This is a genomic window from Pseudomonas sp. UBT, assembly GCF_050915955.1.
Taxonomy (GTDB): Bacteria; Pseudomonadota; Gammaproteobacteria; order Pseudomonadales; family Pseudomonadaceae; genus Aquipseudomonas; species Aquipseudomonas antarctica_A.
The window spans coordinates 1,533,152-1,555,649 of sequence record NZ_CP168079.1 but is presented as its reverse complement, the minus strand read 5'-3'; the positions used below and the strand labels follow the sequence as shown (position 1 = coordinate 1,555,649).

At 58.6% G+C, this 22,498-nt stretch carries 18 protein-coding genes and 3 pseudogenes; 17 read left to right on the top strand and 4 right to left on the bottom strand.

The features are described 5' to 3' along the window. Positions 1–50: 50 nt before the first annotated feature. Both rfbC and rfbB read right to left on the bottom strand, forming a co-directional pair. Positions 51–596, bottom strand: coding sequence for a dTDP-4-dehydrorhamnose 3,5-epimerase (gene rfbC, locus ACDZ94_RS07125; protein ID WP_221293660.1), 546 nt, complete (start codon positions 594–596; stop codon positions 51–53). Positions 597–639: 43 nt separating this feature from the next. Beyond that, on the bottom strand, positions 640–1,722 hold the full coding sequence (gene rfbB, locus ACDZ94_RS07120; protein ID WP_432751246.1) for a dTDP-glucose 4,6-dehydratase: 1,083 nt from the start codon (positions 1,720–1,722) through the stop codon (positions 640–642). A gap of 148 nt (positions 1,723–1,870) precedes the next feature. Between rfbB and ACDZ94_RS07115 the strand changes: the two genes are divergently transcribed. The 3 genes from ACDZ94_RS07115 (at position 1,871) to ACDZ94_RS07105 (ending at position 6,455) form a co-directional block, all read left to right on the top strand. Next, positions 1,871–4,780: an aminotransferase gene (locus ACDZ94_RS07115; RefSeq protein ID WP_432751245.1), complete on the top strand. Its 2,910-nt coding sequence runs from the start codon at positions 1,871–1,873 to the stop codon at positions 4,778–4,780. A 121-nt stretch (positions 4,781–4,901) separates the two neighbouring features. Continuing rightward, positions 4,902–6,008 carry an agmatine deiminase gene (gene aguA, locus ACDZ94_RS07110; RefSeq protein ID WP_262666786.1) on the top strand — a complete coding sequence of 369 codons (1,107 nt, stop codon included), beginning with the start codon at positions 4,902–4,904 and terminating at the stop codon, positions 6,006–6,008. A gap of 234 nt (positions 6,009–6,242) precedes the next feature. Then, complete coding sequence (locus ACDZ94_RS07105) at positions 6,243–6,455, top strand: hypothetical protein (protein WP_064450221.1); 213 nt, start codon at positions 6,243–6,245, stop codon at positions 6,453–6,455. A gap of 121 nt (positions 6,456–6,576) precedes the next feature. Here the strand turns inward: ACDZ94_RS07105 and ACDZ94_RS07100 are convergent, their stop codons facing one another. Continuing rightward, a complete protein-coding gene (locus ACDZ94_RS07100; protein WP_432751244.1) occupies positions 6,577–8,664 on the bottom strand; it encodes a TonB-dependent receptor in 2,088 nt (695 codons plus the stop codon). Between the two features lie 409 nt (positions 8,665–9,073). Between ACDZ94_RS07100 and ACDZ94_RS07095 the strand changes: the two genes are divergently transcribed. From ACDZ94_RS07095 to ACDZ94_RS07075, 5 genes and pseudogenes are all read left to right on the top strand, one after another. Next, positions 9,074–10,360 (top strand): OprD family porin, encoded by a 1,287-nt coding sequence (locus ACDZ94_RS07095; RefSeq protein WP_432751243.1) that lies wholly within the window; start codon positions 9,074–9,076, stop codon positions 10,358–10,360. Between the two features lie 205 nt (positions 10,361–10,565). Continuing rightward, positions 10,566–10,652, top strand: a pseudogene (locus ACDZ94_RS07090) (4-oxalocrotonate tautomerase); the annotation flags it as partial. 540 nt (positions 10,653–11,192) lie between these two features. After that, positions 11,193–11,291, top strand: a pseudogene (locus ACDZ94_RS07085) (IS5/IS1182 family transposase); the annotation flags it as partial. Between the two features lie 204 nt (positions 11,292–11,495). Next, positions 11,496–12,824: a TrkH family potassium uptake protein gene (locus ACDZ94_RS07080; RefSeq protein ID WP_407015944.1), complete on the top strand. Its 1,329-nt coding sequence runs from the start codon at positions 11,496–11,498 to the stop codon at positions 12,822–12,824. Continuing rightward, a complete protein-coding gene (locus ACDZ94_RS07075) occupies positions 12,814–13,503 on the top strand; it encodes a potassium channel family protein (RefSeq protein ID WP_221293665.1) in 690 nt (229 codons plus the stop codon). Before ACDZ94_RS07080 ends, ACDZ94_RS07075 begins: the two co-directional genes overlap by 11 nt. Positions 13,504–13,604: 101 nt before the next feature. Here the strand turns inward: ACDZ94_RS07075 and ACDZ94_RS07070 are convergent. Next, positions 13,605–13,811: pseudogene (locus ACDZ94_RS07070) on the bottom strand (IS66 family transposase); the annotation flags it as partial. A 410-nt stretch (positions 13,812–14,221) separates the two neighbouring features. On the opposite strand from ACDZ94_RS07070, the gene ACDZ94_RS07065 reads away from it, so the two are divergent. The 9 genes from ACDZ94_RS07065 (at position 14,222) to ACDZ94_RS07025 (ending at position 22,401) form a co-directional block, all read left to right on the top strand. After that, positions 14,222–15,646 carry a tyrosine-type recombinase/integrase gene (locus ACDZ94_RS07065; RefSeq protein WP_432751242.1) on the top strand — a complete coding sequence of 475 codons (1,425 nt, stop codon included), beginning with the start codon at positions 14,222–14,224 and terminating at the stop codon, positions 15,644–15,646. 1,519 nt (positions 15,647–17,165) lie between these two features. Then, positions 17,166–17,465 carry a helix-turn-helix domain-containing protein gene (locus ACDZ94_RS07060; RefSeq protein ID WP_218819888.1) on the top strand — a complete coding sequence of 100 codons (300 nt, stop codon included), beginning with the start codon at positions 17,166–17,168 and terminating at the stop codon, positions 17,463–17,465. After that, positions 17,462–17,980, top strand: a complete 519-nt coding sequence (locus tag ACDZ94_RS07055) for a Rha family transcriptional regulator (RefSeq protein WP_432751241.1) — start codon at positions 17,462–17,464, stop codon at positions 17,978–17,980. Before ACDZ94_RS07060 ends, ACDZ94_RS07055 begins: the two co-directional genes overlap by 4 nt. A 472-nt stretch (positions 17,981–18,452) precedes the next feature. Then, positions 18,453–18,770, top strand: coding sequence for a hypothetical protein (locus tag ACDZ94_RS07050; RefSeq protein ID WP_432751240.1), 318 nt, complete (start codon positions 18,453–18,455; stop codon positions 18,768–18,770). Positions 18,771–18,876: 106 nt separating this feature from the next. Beyond that, the gene (locus ACDZ94_RS07045) at positions 18,877–19,164 is read left to right on the top strand and encodes a hypothetical protein (protein ID WP_432751239.1); all 288 of its coding nucleotides are present in this window, start codon (positions 18,877–18,879) and stop codon (positions 19,162–19,164) included. Next, positions 19,157–19,384, top strand: coding sequence for a hypothetical protein (locus ACDZ94_RS07040; protein ID WP_432751238.1), 228 nt, complete (start codon positions 19,157–19,159; stop codon positions 19,382–19,384). Before ACDZ94_RS07045 ends, ACDZ94_RS07040 begins: the two co-directional genes overlap by 8 nt. Further along, positions 19,381–20,262 (top strand): toprim domain-containing protein, encoded by an 882-nt coding sequence (locus tag ACDZ94_RS07035; protein ID WP_432751237.1) that lies wholly within the window; start codon positions 19,381–19,383, stop codon positions 20,260–20,262. Before ACDZ94_RS07040 ends, ACDZ94_RS07035 begins: the two co-directional genes overlap by 4 nt. Then, on the top strand, positions 20,249–22,042 hold the full coding sequence (locus tag ACDZ94_RS07030; protein WP_432751236.1) for a DUF927 domain-containing protein: 1,794 nt from the start codon (positions 20,249–20,251) through the stop codon (positions 22,040–22,042). Before ACDZ94_RS07035 ends, ACDZ94_RS07030 begins: the two co-directional genes overlap by 14 nt. Next, entirely contained in the window at positions 22,039–22,401 is a 363-nt protein-coding gene (locus tag ACDZ94_RS07025) for a hypothetical protein (RefSeq protein WP_218819894.1), read from the top strand. Before ACDZ94_RS07030 ends, ACDZ94_RS07025 begins: the two co-directional genes overlap by 4 nt. Positions 22,402–22,498 lie beyond the last annotated feature (97 nt).

The window sequence follows — 22,498 nt, the reverse complement described above, 5'->3', positions numbered from 1 at the left end:
GTGGGTACAGGCGCATTATGCCTAGGGCTGTCGTGCAAGACACTCGCCGGTCAAGGAAACACGTCGGCCTCTGCCAGGAACTTGCCGTTTTGATCCTTGGCCGACAAGGTCGGAGCCCCGTCCAGCAGCCAGTCAATATTGAGCTGCGGGTCGTCCCAACGGATACAACGCTCTGCGGAAGGAGTGTAGTAGTCCGTGGTTTTGTAGAGGAACTCGGCGTGGTCGCTGAGCACTACAAAACCGTGGGCAAACCCGGGTGGAATCCACAACTGGCGGTTGTTTTCGGCGGACAAGCGCACGCTGGTCCATTTGCCGAAATCAGGCGAGCTGCGGCGGATATCCACCGCCACATCCAGGACCTCACCGGCAGTCACACGTACCAGTTTCCCCTGCGTATTTTCGATCTGGTAGTGCAAGCCGCGCAGCACGCCCTTTTGCGAACGGGAGTGGTTGTCCTGCACAAACTCCAACTGCAGGCCTGTGGCTTGAGCAAAAGCCTTGGCGTTGAAGCTCTCATAAAAAAAGCCGCGCTCATCGCCAAACACCTTCGGTTCGAGGATCAACACATCGGGCAGCTCAGTCGCGATTACATTCATTGGGTTTGCCTCGCCGAGGTGAACAGGTCGTGTGATCAGATCCTTATGCGATCAGATCTTTTACGTCGGTATTGCCGAGTCGCTCACCTTGATAACTACCGTCCTGGACCCTGCGGCACCAGTCGAGGTTATCGAGATACCACTGCACGGTCTTGCGCAGGCCGGTTTCAAAGGTTTCTTCAGGGACCCAGCCCAAGTCGGCTTCGATCTTGCTCGCATCGATCGCGTAGCGCTGGTCGTGGCCAGGACGGTCCTTGACGAAGGTGATCAGGTCGGTGAATTTTTCTACGCCGGCGGGGCGGTGTGGCGCCAGTTCTTCCAGCAGGCCACAGATGCCGCGTACCACGTCGATGTTCTTCTGCTCGTTGTGACCGCCGATGTTGTAGGTTTCGCCGACTTCACCCTCGGTCACGACTTTGAGCAGCGCACGCGCGTGATCTTCGACGAACAGCCAGTCGCGCACCTGCAAACCGTCGCCATAGACCGGCAGTGGCTTGCCTGCGAGGGCATTGAGGATTACCAGCGGGATCAACTTCTCGGGGAAGTGGAACGGCCCGTAGTTGTTCGAGCAGTTGGTCAGCAGCACCGGCAGGCCATAAGTGCGCTGCCAGGCGCGGACCAGGTGGTCGGAGGCCGCTTTGCTGGCCGAATACGGCGAGCTTGGCGCGTAAGGAGTGGTTTCGGTGAACAGGTCGTCCACACCGTGGAGGTCGCCATACACTTCGTCGGTGGAAATGTGGTGAAAGCGGAACGCGCTCTTGGCCGGTTCGGCCAGCGTTTGCCAATAGGCGCGCGTGGCTTCCAGCAGGCTGTAGGTGCCGACGATGTTGGTCTGGATAAAGTCCGACGGGCCGTCAATGGAACGGTCGACGTGCGACTCGGCTGCCAGGTGCATGATCGCCTGGGGCTCAAAGCGTGCCAGCACGGCGCTGACGGTGGCCTGGTCGATGATATCGGCTTGCACGAACTCATAGCGGCTGTTGGACGCGATGCTGGTCAGCGACTCCAGGTTGCCGGCATAGGTGAGTTTGTCCAGGTTGAGCACTTCGTGCTCGGTGTGTTGAATCAGGTGGCGAATCAGTGCAGAACCGATAAACCCGGCACCGCCGGTGATGAGAATGCGCATGTCAGAGAGCCTTTTCCTTAGACGGTCATTAAGCGAGAGCATAGCTTGAGTTGTGAGGCCGGGCGGTGCAAGCGTGGTGTGTGCTGGGGGTTGCCATACTGACCGGGTTAATGGCGATATAGACGCTCAAAAAAACCGAGGTCGTCACATGTTGCTCGCCACGTTGATCCATCGCGCCAATTTGCCCTGCCCGCAAGTGGGTCCTGATCAAGCAGCACAGTTGCTCGAGCACCATTACGGCCTGACCGGCACGTTGCACGCACTGGGCAGCCAGCAAGACCTCAACTACAGGGTCGACAGTGATCGCGGCCGATTTGTGCTCAAGATCTGCCGGGGCGATTACGCTGCGGTTGAGTTGCAGGCACAGCACGCGGCGCTCAATGAGCTGCAGGCCAATGCGTACGTGCAGGTGCCCAACGTTATCAAGGCGCTCACCGGTGATGAGTTGCTCACCCTGGCGATAGCGGGGCAAACCCTGCACGTGCGGCTGTTGGATTACATCGACGGCCAACCCTTGACCCATCTGCCTCATCTGGGGCGCGAGGTGATCGCAGGCTTCGGCGCCCTGTGCGGGCGGATGAGCCTGGCGCTGGCCCCGTTCACACATCCGGGCCTTGATCGCACCCTGCAATGGGACCCACGCCACGCACGGGGGCTGATCGCCCACCTGCTGGCCACACTGGAAAACCTGCCCCACCGCATGACGTTGGAACAGGTGGCCGTGGAGGTAGAACACCGCATGCTGCCCTTGGTGGATCATTTGCCATGGCAAGCGGTGCACATGGACATCACCGATGACAATGTCGTCTGGCAGCGCGATGCCCAGCGGCAGTGGCAGGTCCAGGGGGTCATTGATTTCGGCGATCTGGTGCACACCTGGCGCATAGCCGACCTGTCCGTGACCTGCGCGGCCCTGCTGCACCATGCCGAAGGCGATCCTTTTGCCATCCTGCCGGCGATCCAGGCTTATCACGCGGTGACGCCGTTGCAGCGTGAGGAATTGCAGGCGTTGTGGCCGTTGATTGTCGCCCGCGCGGCGGTGCTGGTGCTCAGCAGCGAACAACAGCAGCGTCTGGACCCGGGCAACACGTACTTATTGAAAAACGCCGAACACGAGTGGGAAATCTTCCATGTGGCGACGTCGGTGCCGTTTGAGTTGATGGAAGCCGCCATTCTGCGTTGCGTCGGTGAGGCGTTGACGCCGTTGGCCAGTCAGGACTTCGCACCGTTATTGCCGGGCCTCGTGGGGCGTGAGTTCGCGCTGATCGACCTGGGCGTGCTCAGCCCGCATTTCGAGGCCGGCAATTGGGAATTGCCCGGCGTCGACCGACGGCTGTTGGATGAAGCGGCGGCGGTGCACGGGTTGGCCGCCAGTCGGTACGGGCAATATCGGCTGTCACGTACCCGTGCCGACAGTGCCGTCGAACCGGACACTTTCCCCCTTCACGTAGAGCTGCACCTTCCCCATGGTTGCGTGTTGGAAGCGCCCTTTGGTGGGACGTTGCGCCAGGGCGATGACGGTGTGCTGTGTTTGCATAGCGCTCCGTTGAGCTTGCGCTTAGGGGGTGTGGAGACGGCCTTGAAACCGGGTTCGGCAGTGGTAAAAGGGCAAATCCTCGGCGAGGTCCACGCGCCGCTCACCGTGCAGTTATGCCGCGCCGACCTTGAGCCGCCGTTGTTCTGCACGCCGTCCCGAGCCCTGGCTTGGCAGGCAATCTGCCCGTCGCCGGCCACGCTGCTGGGGCTGGCCTGTGATGCTGAACCCGAGTTGGACGCCGAGGCCTTGCTGGCTCGACGTGACGCCAGTTTCGCCCGCTCGCAGAAGCACTATTACGTTGACCCGCCGCGCATCGAACGTGGCTGGCGCAACCATCTGATCGACATGCAGGGCCGCTCTTACCTGGACATGCTCAACAACGTCGCGGTGTTGGGCCATGGCCACCCGCGCATGGCGGCGGAGGCGGCGCGGCAATGGTCATTGCTCAACACCAACTCGCGTTTCCACTATGCGGCGATTGCCGAGTTTTCCGAACGGTTGCTGGCGTTGGCGCCGGAGGGCATGGACCGGGTGTTTCTGGTCAACAGCGGCACCGAGGCCAATGACCTGGCGATACGCCTGGCCTGGGCCTACAGCGGCGGGCGCGACATGCTCAGCGTGCTGGAGGCCTACCACGGTTGGTCGGTGGCGGCGGACGCGGTGTCCACGTCGATTGCCGATAACCCTCAGGCACTCAGTAGCCGTCCTGACTGGGTGCACCCGGTGACCGCACCCAATACCTATCGCGGCGAGTTCCGTGGGCAGGACAGTGCGCCGGATTACGTAAGAAGTGTGGAACACAACTTGGCGAAAATCGCCGCGAGCAAACGCCAATTGGCAGGCTTTATCTGCGAGCCGGTGTATGGCAACGCCGGTGGCATCTCGTTGCCGCCGGGCTATCTGCAGCAGGTGTACGCGTTGGTGCGTGCCCAAGGCGGCGTGTGCATCGCCGATGAAGTGCAGGTGGGCTACGGCCGCATGGGGCATTTCTTCTGGGGCTTTGAAGAGCAAGGCGTGGTGCCGGATATCATCACCATGGCCAAGGGCATGGGCAACGGCCAGCCGCTGGGCGCGGTGATTACCCGGCGGGACATCGCCGAGGCGCTGGAGGCAGAAGGGTATTTCTTCTCATCGTCGGGCGGCAGCCCGGTCAGTTGCCGGATCGGCATGGCCGTGTTGGACGTGATGGAGGAGGAAAAACTGTGGGAAAACGCCCAAGTGGTAGGTGGGCATTTCAAGGCGCGCCTGCAAGCCTTGATCGATCGTCATCCTTTGGTGGGGGCCGTTCACGGCTCCGGCTTTTACCTGGGCCTGGAGTTGGTGCGTGATCGGCACACCCTGGAACCCGCCACAGAAGAAACCGCGTTGTTGTGTGAGCGTCTGCGCGTGTTGGGTATTTTCATGCAGCCGACGGGCGATTATCTCAACATTCTGAAGATCAAGCCGCCGATGGTGACTTCTAAACGCAGCGTGGACTTCTTTGTCGACATGCTGTCGAAGACGCTGGACGAGCAATTGTAATTAATCGATTGTTATCGGCTAATTATTGTAATGTTTGTCGTCTATGATTTTTTGTTGCTTCTAAAGCCGATTTTTATCCGTTATAAAGTCGGCCTTCACCCCATTCGGAGTCCTGATCGCCATGACCACCCTGCACAGCACACCTCGCGCCGACGGCTTCTACATGCCCGCCGAATGGGCGCCGCAAACCCAAACCTGGATGATTTGGCCGCAGCGTCCGGACAACTGGCGCCTGGGTGGCAAGCCGGCGCAGGCAGCTCATGTGGCGGTGGCCAAGGCTATCGCGCGCTTTGAGCCGGTGACGGTCGCCGTTTCTGCCGACCAGTATGAAAACGCTCGTGCGCGCTTGGATGTGCCCAATATCCGCGTGGTGGAAATGTCCAACGACGATGCGTGGGTACGCGACACCGGCCCTACGTTCGTCATCAACCACAGCGGCGAAGTGCGCGGTGTGAATTGGGATTTCAATGCTTGGGGCGGCTTCGACGGCGGCCTGTATGCGCCGTGGAATCGCGACGCGCAGGTGGGCGGCAAGATCCTCGAGATCGAGCGCGCGCCGCGTTACCGCACCGAAGGTTTCGTGCTGGAAGGTGGTTCGATCCATGTCGACGGTGAAGGCACGCTGATCACCACCGAAGAATGCCTGTTGAACCGCAATCGCAACCCACACTTGGATCGTGCGGCGATCGAAGCGGTGCTCAGCGACAACCTGGCTGTGGATAAGATCATCTGGTTGCCGGACGGCCTGTTCAACGACGAAACCGACGGCCATGTGGATAACTTCTGCTGCTACGTACGCCCGGGCGAAGTGCTGCTGGCCTGGACCGATGACCCGCAAGACCCGAACTACGCGCGCTGCCACGCAGCGATGGACGTGCTGCAAAGCAGCACCGACGCCCAGGGCCGCGCGTTCACAGTGCATAAAATGCCGATTCCGGGGCCGCTGTATGCCACCGAGGAAGAATGCGCGGGTGTGGACCCGGTGGACGGCAGCCAGGAACGAAATCCGACCGTGCGGTTGGCAGGTTCCTACGTGAACTTCCTGATCGTCAACGGCGGCATCATCGCGCCGAGCTTCGACGACCCGCTGGACAGCCAGGCCAAGGACATTCTGCAAAACCTGTTCCCGCAGCACGAAGTGGTGATGGTGCCGGGCCGCGAACTGTTACTGGGCGGCGGAAATATTCATTGCCTGACCCAACAACAGCCAGCGCCGCACAAAAACTGAGTGCAGTTGTAACAGTGTCTGAGTGATAACACGGCGCTACCTGTTTAAAGCGCTCACAGCAAGCCCGCGGCCCCGTTAGGTCGCGGGCTTTTTTGTTTCCGAATGCCTATAAACACGGGACATTGGCATAGCTCTTGTATCGGTGTTGCCACAGTGAACCAAGGTGATGACTGCACAGTTCTGTCATAAACCTTGAGTAAGTTAGCCGCTCACGCAGTAGGAGAGAGCGCTGAAATGAATGCCGATATGAACCTGATCTACACGCGCCCGTTCCACCCCACGCGGGTCGACGGTAAGGCGATCCATGCGTTGGCGCTCTGGTTGAAGGCAAACGGCTCGCGACAGGTGAGGCAACCTGACTTGCGCAGCGTGATGAGTGAACGTTACCCGGTGGGGTTGTTCAGTGAGGATGAAGTGCGCGCGTTATGCGAGCTGATGCAAAACTGAAGAAAACAGAGATCAATTGTGGGAGCTGGCTTGCCTGCGATTGCAGTCTTTCAGTGCATTATTTTCCAGCAGAGAACCCGCTTTCGCAGGCAAGCCAGCTCCCACAATGACCGCATGAACCTTAGAAGTTATAGGTGCCTGTTACTACCAGGCTACGCGGCTCGCCCGGTTGAATCTGCGCCGCACTGGTGGCCGAGGCGTAGTAGTTTTTGTCGGCAATGTTGTTCAGCGCCGCCCGCACATCCCATTCCTTCTGACGGAACCCGGCCAACGCGTCCCACCGGCCATAGCCGGGCAGCACCACGGTGTTGAGGTTGTCGGCATAACGGTCGCCTACGAGGGTCAGACCGGTTTCTGCGTACCAGCCCATTTCCGGTTTCCAGGTGATAAACAGGCTGGCATTGCGCTTGGCCACATCGCTGATGCGCTTGCCTTCAAAGCCGTTGTTGTCCTTCTCGACCTTGGCGTCCTGCAAGCCCACGCCACCGCGCACATACCAATTGCCGACGACCTTGCCGGTGGCCGTCAACTCCACGCCGCGTGAACGTTGCTCGCCGGAGAGCAGGGTGATAGTGCGGTCCAGCGGGTCGCTGGTACGGCGGTTGTAGAGCTCCAGTTCGTACAGGGCCAGAGTGGTGCTCAGGCGGTCGTCGAGCCAGTCGCTTTTTACGCCGATTTCCTTTTGCTTGGTCAGCTCGGGGCTCAGGTCGTTGACGCTGCCTGCGGCATTCGGGGTGATGCCGATCAAGCCGCCACCCGCCGGCGAGAAGGTCTTGCTCCACGAGGCGTAGAACGAGTGATGTTCCAGTGGCGTCCACACCAGACCGATTCGCGGGCTGGTGCTGTGGCTCTCGACGTCTTGCCGGATGTTGAGCAGCTTATTGGTAGTGTCCACTTCGAAGTAGTCGTAACGCAGGCCGGCCAGCACTTGCCATTGATCGTTGAGGCGCAGTTGATCCTGCACGTAGAGCGCGCGACTTTCGACTTCGGTGTGGTTGTTACTTGAAAGACTCATCCGCCCGGTGTGGCTGAGGTGGCGGTCGGGCTGGTTGAGGTCCAGGCTGGGTACGGCCTGGCCGCCGCGGTTGACGGCAGTGGCGCTGTACAACTTCGGGTCGCGGCGCTGGCTGCCCAGTTCAAGGCCGGTGAGCAGGCGATGTTCCAGGCCGAAGGTGTCGAAACCGCCTTCCAGCTCAAGGTTATTGAAAACGTTGCGGGTGGTCAGGTCCTGCTGCCAGCGCTGGCGCGTGACTTTGTTGGTCTTGGCGTCATAGCCGGTCTGGTAGGTGTTGTCGAAATCGCTGTCGAGCTTGAACACGCCGAGGGTATGGCGCAGTTGCCAGTTGCTGTTGAGTTCGTAGGCCAGCTTGGAGCGCAGGGACTGGGATTTGTCGTCGATGTAGTCGCGGCTGTCAAAGTAAGTGGTGCTGCGGCTCACCTGCGCCGGGCGACCGCCAACCCCTGGAATGCCGCGATCCGGCGTACGGTTGTAGCGGCTGTATTCGTATTGCACCAACCAATTCAAGTCAGGCGTCAGTTGCCAGCTCATGGACGGCGCAAACAGCTGGCGGTTGCCACTCACGCCGTCGCGGAAGCTGTTGTTGTCCTGGTTGCCCATGTTCAGGCGCAGGCTGATGTCGTCGCTAGGGTCGGTGCTGAGGTCGGCGTACAGGCTGCGCAAATCATGGCTGCCGCCTTGAGCTTCGATGCTGGACTTCTGCCCGGCTTGGGGCAGTTTGCTCACGCGGTTGACGATCCCGCCCTGGCCGCCTCGCCCATAAAGCACGGCTGCCGGGCCTTTGAGCACTTCGATGCGCTCGATGTTATGCAGGTCGCGCACGTACTGGCTGTCGTCGAGTATGCCGTCCAGGTAGAAGTCATTGCTCGCGTCGAAACCGCGGATACGCAGGCTGTCGAACCGTGTGTCGGCACCGCTGCTCACGTTGGGAATGCCGCTCAATGCCTGGCCCAGGTCGTTGGTGCCGTAGGCGCGCAGGCTTTCGGTTTTGACCGAATCGATTGCCTGGGGCACGTAGCGCACCGAGGTGGCGGTGCGGGTAGCGGTGTTGGTTTCCTTGACGCGTGGGTCGTCTTCGTCAGCTTCGGCGCTGACCGAAGTTTCGGGCAAGACGGTGGCAGCACAGGCAAAACCGGCAGACAGCAGGACAGAGAGCCCAAGGGTGATGGGCGTCAGGCGAGAGGCAGGCATGGAGAAATGCATCCAAAAAGGGCGGGAGAAAAATGTGCGCAAATGGTAATGCTTTGCATTTGCGCGCGTTATGTATTCCCAAAGATTCAGGCTGCTAAAAGTGTTACATGATATGTTTTGTTGACGAATTGGATGGTTTTTCGGGCTTGGGTGAAGGCTCTGGAATGCGCCGCTTAGACTTTTTTCGCCTAAATACAGACGATTCACGAAATTGACACATAGTTCAACGCGCGCATACGATTGCGCCCAACGCCTGTGGCTAACCGCCATAACTCATCCAATAAAAAAAGGCCCGCGGCAGTTCAGTCGTCCGCGGGCCTTCTTTTTTCTGGAGAAAGTCGACACCAGAAAAGCAACACGGAGCCTGGTGTCTCAGCGCGTACTCAACCAGTAATAAGGAATATAAGAAATGTTGAAGCAACGGATGGGTCTGATCGCTCTGGGGATTTTGAGCGCATCTCAGGCAATGGCTAACGACCAGGAGCAATCCAAGGGTTTTGTAGACGACAGCCACCTGAACATCGCAGTACGCAATGCTTACATCAGCCGTGACTACAAAAACGGCAAGCAAGACAAAGCCGAATGGGGCCAGGGCTTCATCGGCAAGTTCGAGTCCGGCTTCACCCAAGGCACTGTCGGTGTGGGTGTGGACGTGATCGGCCAATACGCGCTGCGCCTGGACGGTGGCAAAGGCCGCAGCGGCGCGGGCGGTATCGACTTCTTCAAGCAAGGTGACAGCGGCGAAGCCGCCAACGACCTGGCCAAGGGCGGCGCAGCCGTCAAGGCGCGCATCTCCAACACCGTGATCAAATACGGTCAGCAGATGCCAGCTGTTCCGGTCCTGGAATACGACAACTCGCGTTTGCTGTCGGAAACCTTCGAGGGCACCTCGATCGTGTCCAAAGAAATTGCCGGTCTGCAACTGGACGCGGGTCACTTCACCAAGGAAGCTCGCAAGAGCGCCGAAGGCGGCGACAGCGGCCGCCTGAAAAGCATCGACTACATCGGTGGTAGCTACAAATTCACCGAAAGCCTGTCCGCCGCGCTGTATGCGTCCGACATGCAAGACGTGCTGAAGAAGCAATACGTCAACGTTAACTACGTGCTGGCCCTGCCAGAGAAGCAATCGTTGACCTTTGACTTCAACGGCTACAAAACCAAGCTGGACCGCAGCTTCGCCCTGGAAAACCAAGGTGACGCGGACGCTCGCGACAACAAAATCTGGAGCCTGGGCGCTATCTGGGCTGTTGGCCCGCACAGCTTCACCGTCGCTCACCAGCGCAGCACCGGCGACACCGGCTACCTGTACGGCGGCTACCGCAACGCTGGCGGCATTGGCGACGGCGGCAACACCATCCTGCTGGCCAACTCCTACTGGTCCGACTTCAACGGTAAGGACGAGCGCTCCTGGCAAGCAGGTTACGGCCTGGACTTCAGTGCCTTCGGCGTACCGGGTCTGACCTACAACATCGCTTACGTGCGCGGCACCAACATTGACGACGGTTCCAACCGCGGCAGTGGCACCGAGCGTGAGATCTTCAACCAGTTCAAATACGTCGTTCAGAGCGGCCCGGCCAAAGACCTGAGCCTGCGCGCTCGTGCGTCCTGGTTGCGCGTCTCCAGCAACGCCAGCAACTACAACGTAGGCGGTAACGAAATCCGTCTGTTCGCCGACTACCCGATCAACGTTTTCTAATTGATCGCACGTCGCGCCTGATGCCAGGCGATAAAAAACCCCGACTGGTTCGGGGTTTTTTTATGCGCGCCTGCAGGCCTCTAACGTGTGACATCGCAGTATTAATGAATTACTCCGTGCCACCTCTATCTCCTTCAGTCGCACGCCTAAATTAGCCCCACTCGCCAGCCCATCATCCCGATGGCCGACCACTGGAGCCACTGCCATGCCCTTTGTCAGCCTGCGCATCACCCGTGACGGCGTTACCCCGGAACAAAAAGCTCAGGTCATCGCCGAATTCACCGAAACCCTCTAACGGGTCCTCAACAAACGTCCCGAGGGGAGGAGTCAGGAAAATGGATTGGTTGTTTTTTAGCCCGATCAAGCGGTACAGATAGGCTGCTGTTGAAATTATTATTTTTATGGACGCGCCATAATTATTGGCCAGCCATAATTTTGCATAAAAGCTGAGGTGCTGGTGGAAGGAGTCAGCTGAGGGGGCTGCTGCCGTCTATTTCATAAGGTGACGTGGGTGCACAGTAACCGTCCAGCGAAGTCACCTATCCGCGGTTTCGTGATTGGCGCAATCGGGGGATCTTCGAGCAGATTCTGCCGCATAGGTGGCAACCGGCCTAATCATGCAAGGAGTAATGCCTGGGCACATACGCTTTCGGGGATTTGCTTTGTGCTCAGTCGAAAGATCGCGGGATGGGGTGGGGACGTATCCTTCGACTGGAATCAGTAACCACTTTCTCAAGCGATACGTGTTATTCAAACTTCATTTTCAGAGCTGTGCCATTCGTTATCTTGCAGGTGCCGACGCCGGTGTCTGCGGGCATTTCATGAGCGCAGGTGGCTGAAGGAAAACCGCCGTATCGTTACGCGCTTCGACAAGCTCGAGAAAAGTTTTGCGGCGATGGTCTTATTGGCCTGTGTCATGCTGTATTTGCGACATTCATTGCGTACAGAGCCTAGTATTGAAGCGGCCTCTACTCTTTGCTTCAAAGCTATGGCGAGACAAGAAAAGCAACCCTGGCTACCCTATCTATTCGGTTACGGCAGCATTGAAAATATCCCGTCGCTAGAGTCGAAAAACCTCTGGCGTGTTTCCCGAGTGCTGTGAATTTCCGTTTTACAATATGAGCTTTGATGCCAAATGAAATTACTGCTTCATCCCGCCAGAGCTGTCGCCCTGGTGTTCCTAGCAGCGATATTCGCCGGAACCTTCATTCTGATGCAGCCGATCTCCCAGGCCGAGGGGGTCGCCGCCCCTTGGGTGACGGCCTTCTTTACGGCGGTATCGGCCGTCTGCGTGACCGGATTGGTGGTGGTGGATACCGGCACGTACTGGTCGACCTTCGGCCAGTCGGTGATTCTGCTTCTGTTCCAGCTCGGCGGCTTCGGCATCATGACGGTGGCGACCTTGCTCGGCTTGATGGTTAACAGTCGATTGCGCCTGCGTACCAAAATGGCTGCACAGTTGGAGTCGCGCTCATTGGGAGTAGGTGACATTGCCAGCGTGGCCAAGTTGGTGCTGGTGGTGACGTTTACCCTGGAGCTCATCATCGCCTTGTGGCTCACCCTCAGATTGCATGGCGCCTATGGCCAGCCCTGGGCCGATGCTGCGTGGAGTGGTCTATTTCATGCTGTATCGGCATTCAATAACGCAGGTTTCTCGATTTATCCCGACAGCCTGATGCACTTCGCCACGGATGCCTGGATTCTGTCGCCCATCATGGCTGCGATCATTATCGGTGGCATTGGCTTCCCCGTTCTGTATGACCTACGCAGCAGGTTCAACCATCCCCGTCGTTGGTCGCTGCATACCAAGCTTACGTTGTCTGGTACGGCGATCCTGTTAGTGGTCGGTTTTTTCACGCTGCTGCTGTTCGAGTGGGACAATTCCACCACACTCGGCCCAATGGCCATGACCGATAAAGTCTTGTCGGCGGCATTTGCTTCAGTTTCCGCGCGTACCGCCGGGTTCAATTCGATCGATATTGGGGCTCTGACCCCCGAAAGCTGGGCTGTGCATTACTTTCTGATGTTCGTCGGCGGCGGCAGTGCAGGCACTGCGGGCGGGGTTAAAGTCGGTACTGTCGCGATCCTCGCCTTACTGGTGATTGCCGAAATTCGTGGGCACAGTGACTGCGAGGCATTTGGCCGGCGAGTCGGCGCCCCGGCCCAGCGTCAAGCCATCACCGTGCTCGTTCTGAGCAGCGCCATGATCGTACTGGCGACTCTCTTTATCCTGCGTGAAACAACGTTGCCCACCGACAAGGTCATATTCGAAGTCATCTCGGCGTTCGGCACCGTTGGCCTGTCCACCGGTATCACCGCCGACTTGCCCACATCGGGCCAACTGGTGTTGACGCTGCTGATGTACGCCGGACGGGTGGGCACTATCACGTTGGCGGCTTCACTGGCCTTGGGCGAGCACCGCATGCCTTATCGTTACCCGGAGGAACATCCAATTGTTGGCTAATTTTCTATTTTCAGAGAAGTTTTCATTTGCCAAGGGCGACAGCGTGGTGGTGATCGGCCTGGGTCGCTTCGGCGGCTCGGTGGCCCAATCGCTGATGCGGTTGGGCCACGACGTGATGGGCATCGACCGTGACGCCGCACCTGTCCATGAGTGGGCCGACCTCCTGACTCATGCGGTGCAGGCAGATTCCACGAACCTGCAGGTGTTGCGCCAATTGGGAGTTGCTGACTTCGCCCACGCCATTGTGGGAATCGGCACCGACTTGGCCGCGAGTTTGCTGACGATCATGACGCTGACCGAACTGGGGATCCCGGATATCTGGATAAAGGCCCGGACAGGCGAGCACGGGCAGATAGCCCAGCGCATCGGCGCCCATCACGTCGTCTATCCGGAGAAGGAAATGGGCGAACGTGTCGCTCACCTCATAACCGGGCGGATGATTGATTTTATTGAGTTCGACGACGGTTTTGCCATCGCCAAGATTCATTCTCCACTGTCGTGCCACAACAGCACGCTGGCCGACGGGCAAATCCGCGAAAAATTCGGGGTGACCGTCGTGGGGTTGAAGCGCACCAATCAAGACTTCCAGCATGCCACCCCTAGCACCCTGATCCGGCCTGGTGATCTGCTAATCGTGTCCGGGCCGACCCATCTGATCCAGAAATTTGCGGGAGGCTAGACATAGCCAGTGAGCAACAATTGGCCGATTCTGCTGAAAAAGTCGGATTCTCAGTGGGCTTGGGTTCAGGCTGTTGGCGCTGATTGAAAACTGCCCCCAACACTCTCAATTTCGTACAGCCACTGGATGCAGCGCAGGGCCTGCTCGGCGAGCTGGCTCTTATTAGTAGCGTGCAATTCGAAGAATTTGCGCCGTGCCTGGGCCAGGCAGCCAAGCTCGGTCGCGCCGAGTTCGAAGCTGGCCTTGTAACCGCTAAAATCGTCGCAGACCAACTTACCTTTCCAGCCTTGCGGGAAGTTATGAGAATGAAATCGGGCTCATACCACTATTTCCACGGTATACGCTGTGTACAAGATCTGCAGCCGTCAGGCTCCAGAGGGAGAGGGGTCAATAGCGGATAGGGGACGCGGGAGGGATGTGTCGAAGCGCTGCAGAAGATTACAGGCGCCCAGAAACAACAAAGCCCTCACATTGCTGTGAGGGCTTCGTCTTATATGGTGCCGGCACCAGGAGTCGAACCCGGGAGCTACTGATTACAAGCCGTTTGCTCTGAGGCTTCACCCCGCTTCATCGAGTATCACCTGTTTTGCTTGGCCCAGGTTTTACTTGGTCTGTAGTCAATTCGGTGTCTTTCTATGTTTCACCTGTTAGCGTACCTTTGCATGAGAAACGGGGAACGGATGGGGAAAACGGGGAAAGAATGGCTAAGCGTACGCGAATGACCGAGATGGAAGCCTATGCGGTAAAGACTCGTCAGTCGGAGCCGGTCGGCTCTCGCGGAAAGGGGACTTTGCTGCTCGAACGTAAAGCTTCCGGAGCTATTCAGGCCTACTACCGGGAACGCACATCGGACAGCGACAAGCGGCTGCCTCTCGGGACGCTTGCGAAGAAGCCGCGTGTGGGTACAGACGAGCAGAGCTTGGATGGTATCCGTGGTGAGGCTTTGCGAATTTCAGTTGAGGCCGCTGCCGCTGGCGGTATTGCCAAGTACTTGGAGCTCATCTCGGTGCAACAAGTAGCGGCCGCGGCTAGTCGTGCAGCCACAGCCGCATTGGAAGAAGCGGAACGGCTAGAACGTTTCCGCCTCGCCGAAATTGAAGCGTCCCGCGGAAGCTTTCACGATTTGTTCCTGGATTACATTGAGTCTCGCCGCGTGAAGGCGACACCAGGCGTCGTGAAGGAGTTGGAACGGCTGCTCAAGACGAACATGCAAGAGCCCCATCCAGAGGTAATGAGGATGAAGGCCCGAGATATTAGGGCTGACCACATCCTCACCATTCTCAATCCGATCTGGGCGCGCGGCTCCAAAGTGCAGGCGGATCGTATGCGTTCGTTTCTGGTGGCGGCATTCAACCATGGGCTCACGGCTGAGAGTGTGGTCGGCCGCTCCAATGCGAAGACCTATAGCCTTGAGATTAACCCTGCAGCAATGGTGAAGGTTGATAAAGTCTCTGCCCCTGTCGAACGAGCCTTGTCTGATGCAGAACTGAAGCAATTCTGGGAGACGGTTGAGGATACTGACGGTATCGGTCCGGTTATGGCACTGTTATTCAAGTTCGTCATATCAACGGGCGGCCAGCGGATCAAGAACCTAATCGAAACCACTTGGGCGGACTACGATCTGGACGCGGGTACGGTGCTATTGATCCACCGTAAAGGTAGAGGAGGCCAGACCCTGAGCCGGCCGCACCTAGTACCTCTCTCTGATCGGGCCATTGCCATAATGCGGCAAGTGCGGGAAATCAATGGTGATCATCCTTGGCCCTGGACTACACACGGTAAACAGCCTTTTGTGATCAGTAGTCCGACCCATGCCGTTGCAGACTGGCTGGATTCCAAGCACGCTTTAATCGCTGGCCTGAAGATCCCTACGTTCTCCCCGAGAGATCTGCGCCGGACCTGCACGCAGCTTATGCAGAAGCACGGAGTTGATGACCGTTTATCCGATCTCCTTCAGGCTCATGGCCAGACAGGTGTCGTTTCTCGGCACTACCGAAACAATCCTGAAGCTGCGCTGCCAGAGAAACGTCGAGCTATCGAGCTATTTGACGGAGCTTTGGCTAAGGCATTGGGGAAGGCCACTGAAACTGGCAATGTGCTACTGATCTCCCGACGGAAAAAAGTTAACAGCTCCATATCCTAGTCTCTTCTTGGCTGATTACTGCTTTATCGGCCAGTCGTTTGGTCGCTGCCAAAGAAGGAAAGATTCCGGCTCAAAATCCCCATGCTCCAATCTGGCTACGGACGGGTGCTCGCAGGGCACCACCGCCAGTCCGTTGCAGAACCCCCGAATAGCGTGGCTTGCAGCCTATTCCAGTTCCGCAAACCTTGCTGAAAACACCTTGAAACCACGAATAAGTGGGAATAACAGCGAATAAGGGCAAATAAATAGAACAACTGTTAATAACAGTGCTTAACGGTGTTTAACAACTCTTTAAGTGGATGGATTTACACTTTAAGTGGAAGTCCATTTGTCACTGCCTCACGTCACACTAATCAAATCCGCGCCACGTTTTCGTGATTCGCAAAACGTGGCGCGACATGGCTTAACGTTAGCAAATCTATGTTTGAAAATTCTCAGCTACGAACGACAGACGATTCGTGTTAGGGGCTGAAGAGGGCCTCATTGGTGTCCCTGAGAGCCCCGCCATTAGGGCGTTACGCCCTATTCCGACGAACGGTATGCAGGTCAGTGCTTGCCTTCTCATGAGTGCTCATGGGTTCTCATGAGTGCTGGTGGGACGCAGTGGTACAGTAAGTTTCGACGAGAAAATGTCCGGGGATAGCAAGTTATGCAAAGTATGCAAAGAAGATCCAAAAAAAACAGGTTCTTTTTTTTGAAAAGCGCCGTTACCATGCGAACACGTCTACAGCGTTCTGTCGATGTATGAAACACCTTGATAGTTGATTGGCTGGTGTTTGCTGACAGAATTGCTGAAAGTTGAATTTGCAGACAAAGAAAAGCCCCTGGTCTTCGACCTCCAGGGGCTGCTCGAGAAAGGACGTTCCAGCGTCCTCTGCATACCAGCTAGGCCAGCACACAACCCCGAGGGGAGAAGCGTTTGAGACGGCTTCAATGGCTCTACCATTTTACGGTTTACCGTAAAAGGTAAAGCTCGGGCGGACTGTAGTACCGGAGGGAATAATACGCTACTGGTTTCTTAACCAGTGGTACTGTTTCCGATGACTTGCCATCTTCTGACCTGTTCGCAGGTACTGGTGGTCTACAGATCGATCCTCTCGGTTTTTCCAGTCTTTGGAGATACCGCAAATGGCACAAACCGCCACCCGCATTACCGATGTACCCAACCTGCCGATCCCTGGCACGCGCGCTACCGCCGCGCAGCTCTGCGCCAAGTACCAAGTAAGCCGCGCTACTTGGTGGCGCTGGTCCAAGACTCCCGGCTTTCCCGCTCCTATTCGCTTCGGTCGTTCCGTCCGTTGGGAGCCCGAGTCTGTGGAATCCTTCCTGATCAGTCAGGAGGCATAACCAATGATGACCAATCAACTCTGCGCTGATGCGGGGACAGGATCGCTTTGTCTGAAAAAAGCGGCTTTACCCCTTCCTGTACCCTTAAACGCTTTGGTGCTTAATCGTCGTTTAGTTTGCCGCCATCAATTCGTCCATCCCGAAGCTGACTCTGATAGTGGGGTGGCCTGACATGGAAAAGATCCTGCATTCCGAGAAGAGTTGCTCGGCGCAAAGCATTAGCGACACCAGTGGTAGTGCCCAGCGCATGCGCCTTTTGGCTTACCTGCATCTGCATGGTTCGATCAACACCTTCCAAGCCATCATGTTTCTGAACATCCTGCGCCCTGGTGCGCGAATATCTGAGCTGCGTGCGCAGGGGCACGGCATCGTTACCCACCTGGGTACGCTGAAGGATGATCAAGGCCGCGATCACCAGAAGGTTGCGACCTACTACCTGAGTACTGGCCCAGTGCAGAAGGTGGCCTCATGACAACCAAGATCATTGAGCCGATGGGTGAGGGTGATCCGGGAGATCCTCACATTGCCGTGACTGATTACCAGGGCGAACCTCGCGTGGATAGCCGCCAGCTCGCGAAGCAGCTGGGAACCAAGCACAAAAACCCAATGGCGCTGATCGAGCGCTACCTGGCGAAGTTCGAAGAGTTCGGGGTTGTTCCGTTTCAAACGGAGAAACCCTTGGCCGGAACCGCTGGTGGTAGGCCGGAGCGCTTCGCCCTGCTGAACGAAGATCAAGCGTTCTTCCTGCTGTCGTTGTCCCGCAATACCGACCGCGTTGTGGAGCTGAAAGCGAGCCTAATCATGGCGTTCCGCGAAGCACGGTATGGGCACGCCTGCCACACATTGGAGGACCGCAAGAAGGAAGCCAGCAACAGTGGTCGCCGGCTGGCTCACTGGCGCTATGACAAGCCGGGTGTGTACGCGCACGTTGCTCATTTGAGGGAGCAACTGAAGCTGCCAATCGATTCTGAGGACTTCCGCCCATGACAGCTATGCTCATGATCAGCGATAAACGGTCGATAACTTTTGTTGCAAGCAGTCGTGGTCGTCGGTATGGTTTGCCCGTCGCTGCATATTCAGCGACCGGGTTTGGTCGCCCGAGTAGATACAGGCGCAACAGCGCCCCTATTACGATTGCAGGCGCTTTTTTTACGCCCGCAGTTTCGTTTTATGGCGGCTGTGCGCAGGACGCCTTCGGGCGTGCCGGATTTCTGTATCTCCGGTCGACCAACCTGCGCACGGCTGCCACCCATTCGTTTGGTCGCGAACGTGGCAGCTCTCTAATTGATACGGGAGCTCCACCTATGCACGCCCTCATTCCGCCCGCAATTCGCGCCTTTGCTCACCGCCGTATGGCCCTGAGCGCCCTCCGCGCAAACTCATCACTTTCAGTTCGCCTTGCTCGCTACAACGCCCACATGACCATCGTTCGCAAGCTGGAGCATTCCGGAGGTGCGGAATGATCAACGTCAGCGAGGCCCACAACACGAGCAGCCCGGCATCAACTTCTCCGCTGCCGTTGCCCCATTACCTGCTGGACGAACAAAGCGCCTCGCTGGCCGAGTTCATCGCCGCTGAGCGACGTCACGCAACTCGCTGGTGGACGCACCTCAACGAAATGCGCCGGCGCAAGGAGCTTCCTGATTGGGTGGCGGCGGAGATCGGCACGCATCAGGAACATGACCGCATGCTTGAGAGGCGGAAAGCCGTCAATCAAGCCCTGTTCGGATCGGACGACCTGGGCGGCGATCAGCCGTACCGCGGGGTAGCCCTATGAACCAGCCAGCGCGCTCATCCTCGATCCTATTTATCAGCCTCACTTTTTGCTTTCAGCAGCCGTGTACTGACGCGCAGCGCCGACGCCCTGACCTAAGAGGTTAAGCATGAAAATTCAAAACGGCGCATCTGCGTCGACGGGATCGGCTTGCCCGAAAAAAGCCACAGAGCTTTGGTTCGTCACCCACCCGAAGGTGCCCAAGGCTTTGCTAGGGCCGTTCTTGAGCGAGGCCGACGCCGAGTGCGGGCGCGTTGTCATGCGTAGTGCTGACGCCCAGGTGACGGCCTGCCTGGTTGATTCAATCGACGACATTACCCGCTGGCACGGCGTGAACAACGGCCACGTCTGCCGAGCCTTTGCTCGTGCGGATCACCGGGAGGTCGACCATGGGTAACGTGACCCCAATCAAGCGCAAGGGCAGCAGCGTGCCGCCCACCACGGGCGCCCACATCGACAGCACCAGCTATGCGCTACTGGTGGAAACTCTGATCGGCTTCCTAGAGCTGCGCATCGCGGAAGGCGACCAAGGCCGGCACTGCAATGAGCTGGAGCGCCTGACTCAGAAACTGGAGAACTTGGCCAAGCGGTTTACCCCACCGAAGGGGGCAGCATGACTGACGCAACGATCCTATTCCGTGATGCGCTCCAGGCCGTCTATGGCCCTCTCGACTGGGTACCAGAGCCCGACGGTGCAATTCACCGGTTCCGTGTGCCGGAGGATAAGCCTGGCTCGCTCAACGGCTGGTATGTGCTGTACCTGGACGGCATTGCATCCGGCGCTTTCGGCAGTTGGAAAGCCGGTGGCGCCAGCACCTGGTGTAGTCGAGAGCCGGTGGACGCCCGCGAAGCCGCGCAAGTCCGCGAGCGGGTTGATCTAGCCCGGCGCCAGCGCGAAGCCGAGCAACACCAGCGCCAGCAGCAGGCCGCCGAGAAGGCCAACCACTGGTGGCGCAATGCGCGCCGCGCCTCACCCGACCACGCGTATCTGGTCGCCAAGGCGGTTCGCTCCTACGGCCTGCGCCAGCGTGGCACTGACCTGCTGATCCCCCTGTACCTGGATGGGCGCTTGGTCAATCTGCAACGAATTGCCCCGGACGGCGACAAGCGCTTCCTCTATGGCGGCCGGATCAAGGGCACCTATTCACCGCTTGGCATCATCGAGCCAGGTTCTGTGCTTTGCATCTGCGAAGGGTGGGCGACGGCCGCCAGCCTCCACCAGCACGGCGGCTATGTCGTTGCCGCTGCCATGAACGCGGGCAACTTGATCCCGGCGGCGATGGCACTTCGCGCTCGATACCCGGGCCAACCAATCGTCATCGCCGGCGACGACGACCGGCTCACCGATGGCAACCCGGGGCGCGCAGCGGCAAACGCAGCGGCGGCGGCCGTGGGTGGCCAAGTGGCTTTCCCCGAGTGGCCCGAAGGCGCCCCCGATGACCTCACCGACTTCAACGACCTCGCCAACTGGAAACTCGCCCATGTCCAAGCCTGACACCAACGTGATCAACCTTCGGCCGGACGCTGCGACCGTTGCGCCAGATCGCCCCTGCTGGGCTGTGTATGAGCATTGGGTAATCAACGAGAAGGGCCGAAAGCTGCGCCCGGGCGTTTACTGGCATAGCTTCAAGCGCGCAGCCGCTGACCAGGACGACGCCGAGGGCGATACCGGCGACCGGCCTATCACTGATGAGTGGATCTCCAGCCCCGTCACCGTCGTCGCCCGCACCACCAACAGCGACGATGGCAGCGAAGGCCGGTTGCTGCGCCTGGTCACAGAGGGCGGTATCAAAGAATGGATCATCGCCATGGAGGTGTTCGGCGGCAGCGGCGAGGACGCCCGGCGCGCATTGTTCGGAATGGGCGTCATCATTGCCCTCAAGAAGCGCGGCACGTTCATGGAGTACCTGCTCGACCAGCATCCTGCAGAAGTGTTTGCCACCACCAGCCGGCCGGGTTGGCATGAATCGGGCGCATTCGTGCTGCCTGGGCGAACCATCGGCAGCGCCAATGTGCGGTACCAGGCCAGCAACAAGGCTCAGGTACTTTTCAGCCGGCGCGGCGAGCTGGCGCTGTGGCAATCGGAGGTGGCCGCCAAGTGCGCGGGCAACCCGGTGCTGACGCTGGCGATCGGCTGCTCACTAGCTGGCCCATTGCTGAGTTTGGTGGGCGTGCTGGGCGGTGGTGTTCACCTGGTGGGCGATAGCTCAAGCGGAAAGTCGCTGGCGCAGTTGATCGGCTCGTCGGTATGGGGCGACCCGGGCGTGTTCGCCGCCAGTTGGGACATGACCAAGGGCGGCCTGGAGATCGAAGCATCGAGCCGCAATGACACCATCCTGCCCTTGGATGAGATAAAGCGCGCCGACCCCAAGCGCGTACAGGAAATGGCGTACTCCCTCGCCAACGGCCAGGGTAAGGGCACCATGACCCGTGAGCGCGAAGGCCGCGCTAAATTGAGCTGGCGCCTGCTGACACTCTCCAGCGGCGAGCGCTCACTCTCTGAACACGCGGCCATATCCGGCAATGCCGCCCACGCTGGCGCCGAGTTGCGCATGGTCGACGTGAACGCCGGTACCCGCACACACCGGGCCTTCGACGAATTGCACGGGCTTGAGGGAGCGGACTTTCACCGGCAGCTCACCGTAGCGGTCGGCGCCCACCACGGCCACCTTGGACCAGCCTTTGTCGAGAAGCTGCTCGAGAGCGACGACCGGGCCGGCCTACTGGAAGACTTCGCCGGGGTACGCGCCAGCTTTGTGGAAGACAACGCCCAGGCAGGCAGGGTGGCTGATCGGTTCGCCGTGATCGCGCTTGCCGGCGAGATGGCCATCGCCTACGGCCTGCTGCCATGGGTGCCGGGTACCGCCCTAGCTGACTGCCGCTTGCTGTACGGCGAATGGCTCAGCAGGGTGGGCAGCGGCAACGCAGAAGACCGACAGATCCTGGCTGGCATCCTGGACTTTATCGACCGCCACGGTAGCAGCCGCTTTTCAGATGTCTACGATCAAACGCCTGACACCAAGGTGTTCAACCGAGCCGGTTACTGGGAGCTGGTGGGCACCAATCGCCTGTACCTGTTCAACAAGCCGGCGCTCATCGAGGCGGCGCACGGCTATGGCCTGTCTCGCATCATCAAGGCTCTGGAGAGCGCTAACGTCCTCGCACGCCGTGACAACGAGCGTAAAACCAAAAACTACCGACTCCCTGGTGGTGGCCAGGCGCGTCTCTATGTGATCGACCCAGACATCATGGATCGTGAAGGCGGTGGCGCATGAACGTCACTCAAAGACCAGCAATCCAGATTGCCCAAGTTCACAGGAACCTAGAATCACTGGCAACAGTGGCAACACCGGCAACGGCCTTGTGTGGCGTGGCATACAGCCGTTGCCACCCTATAAAAAAAGTGGCAACAACTGGCAACGCACACCTCATTTCCAACATAAGAGATCCGCTCTCTCCTTTCATTTGGTTATCACTGTTGCCGGTGAAAAAACGGTGGCAACAGTTTGGCAGCATCGGCAACACCTGGAGGCCACGGTTTACGGGGCTGTTGCCATTGTTGCCGCTGTTGCCGGTGTTTTTGAACTCACAGGAACATTGGATTAGCAGTGATCCGGTTGAGGTGACGGTTTGAGTCTCCTTTCCAGCCTGCTTGATCACATGTCGCCAGCCATTACCGGTACCGACTCCTCAGAATTGAGGAGACGGCCTGAACCCCGCCCGCGACCGGT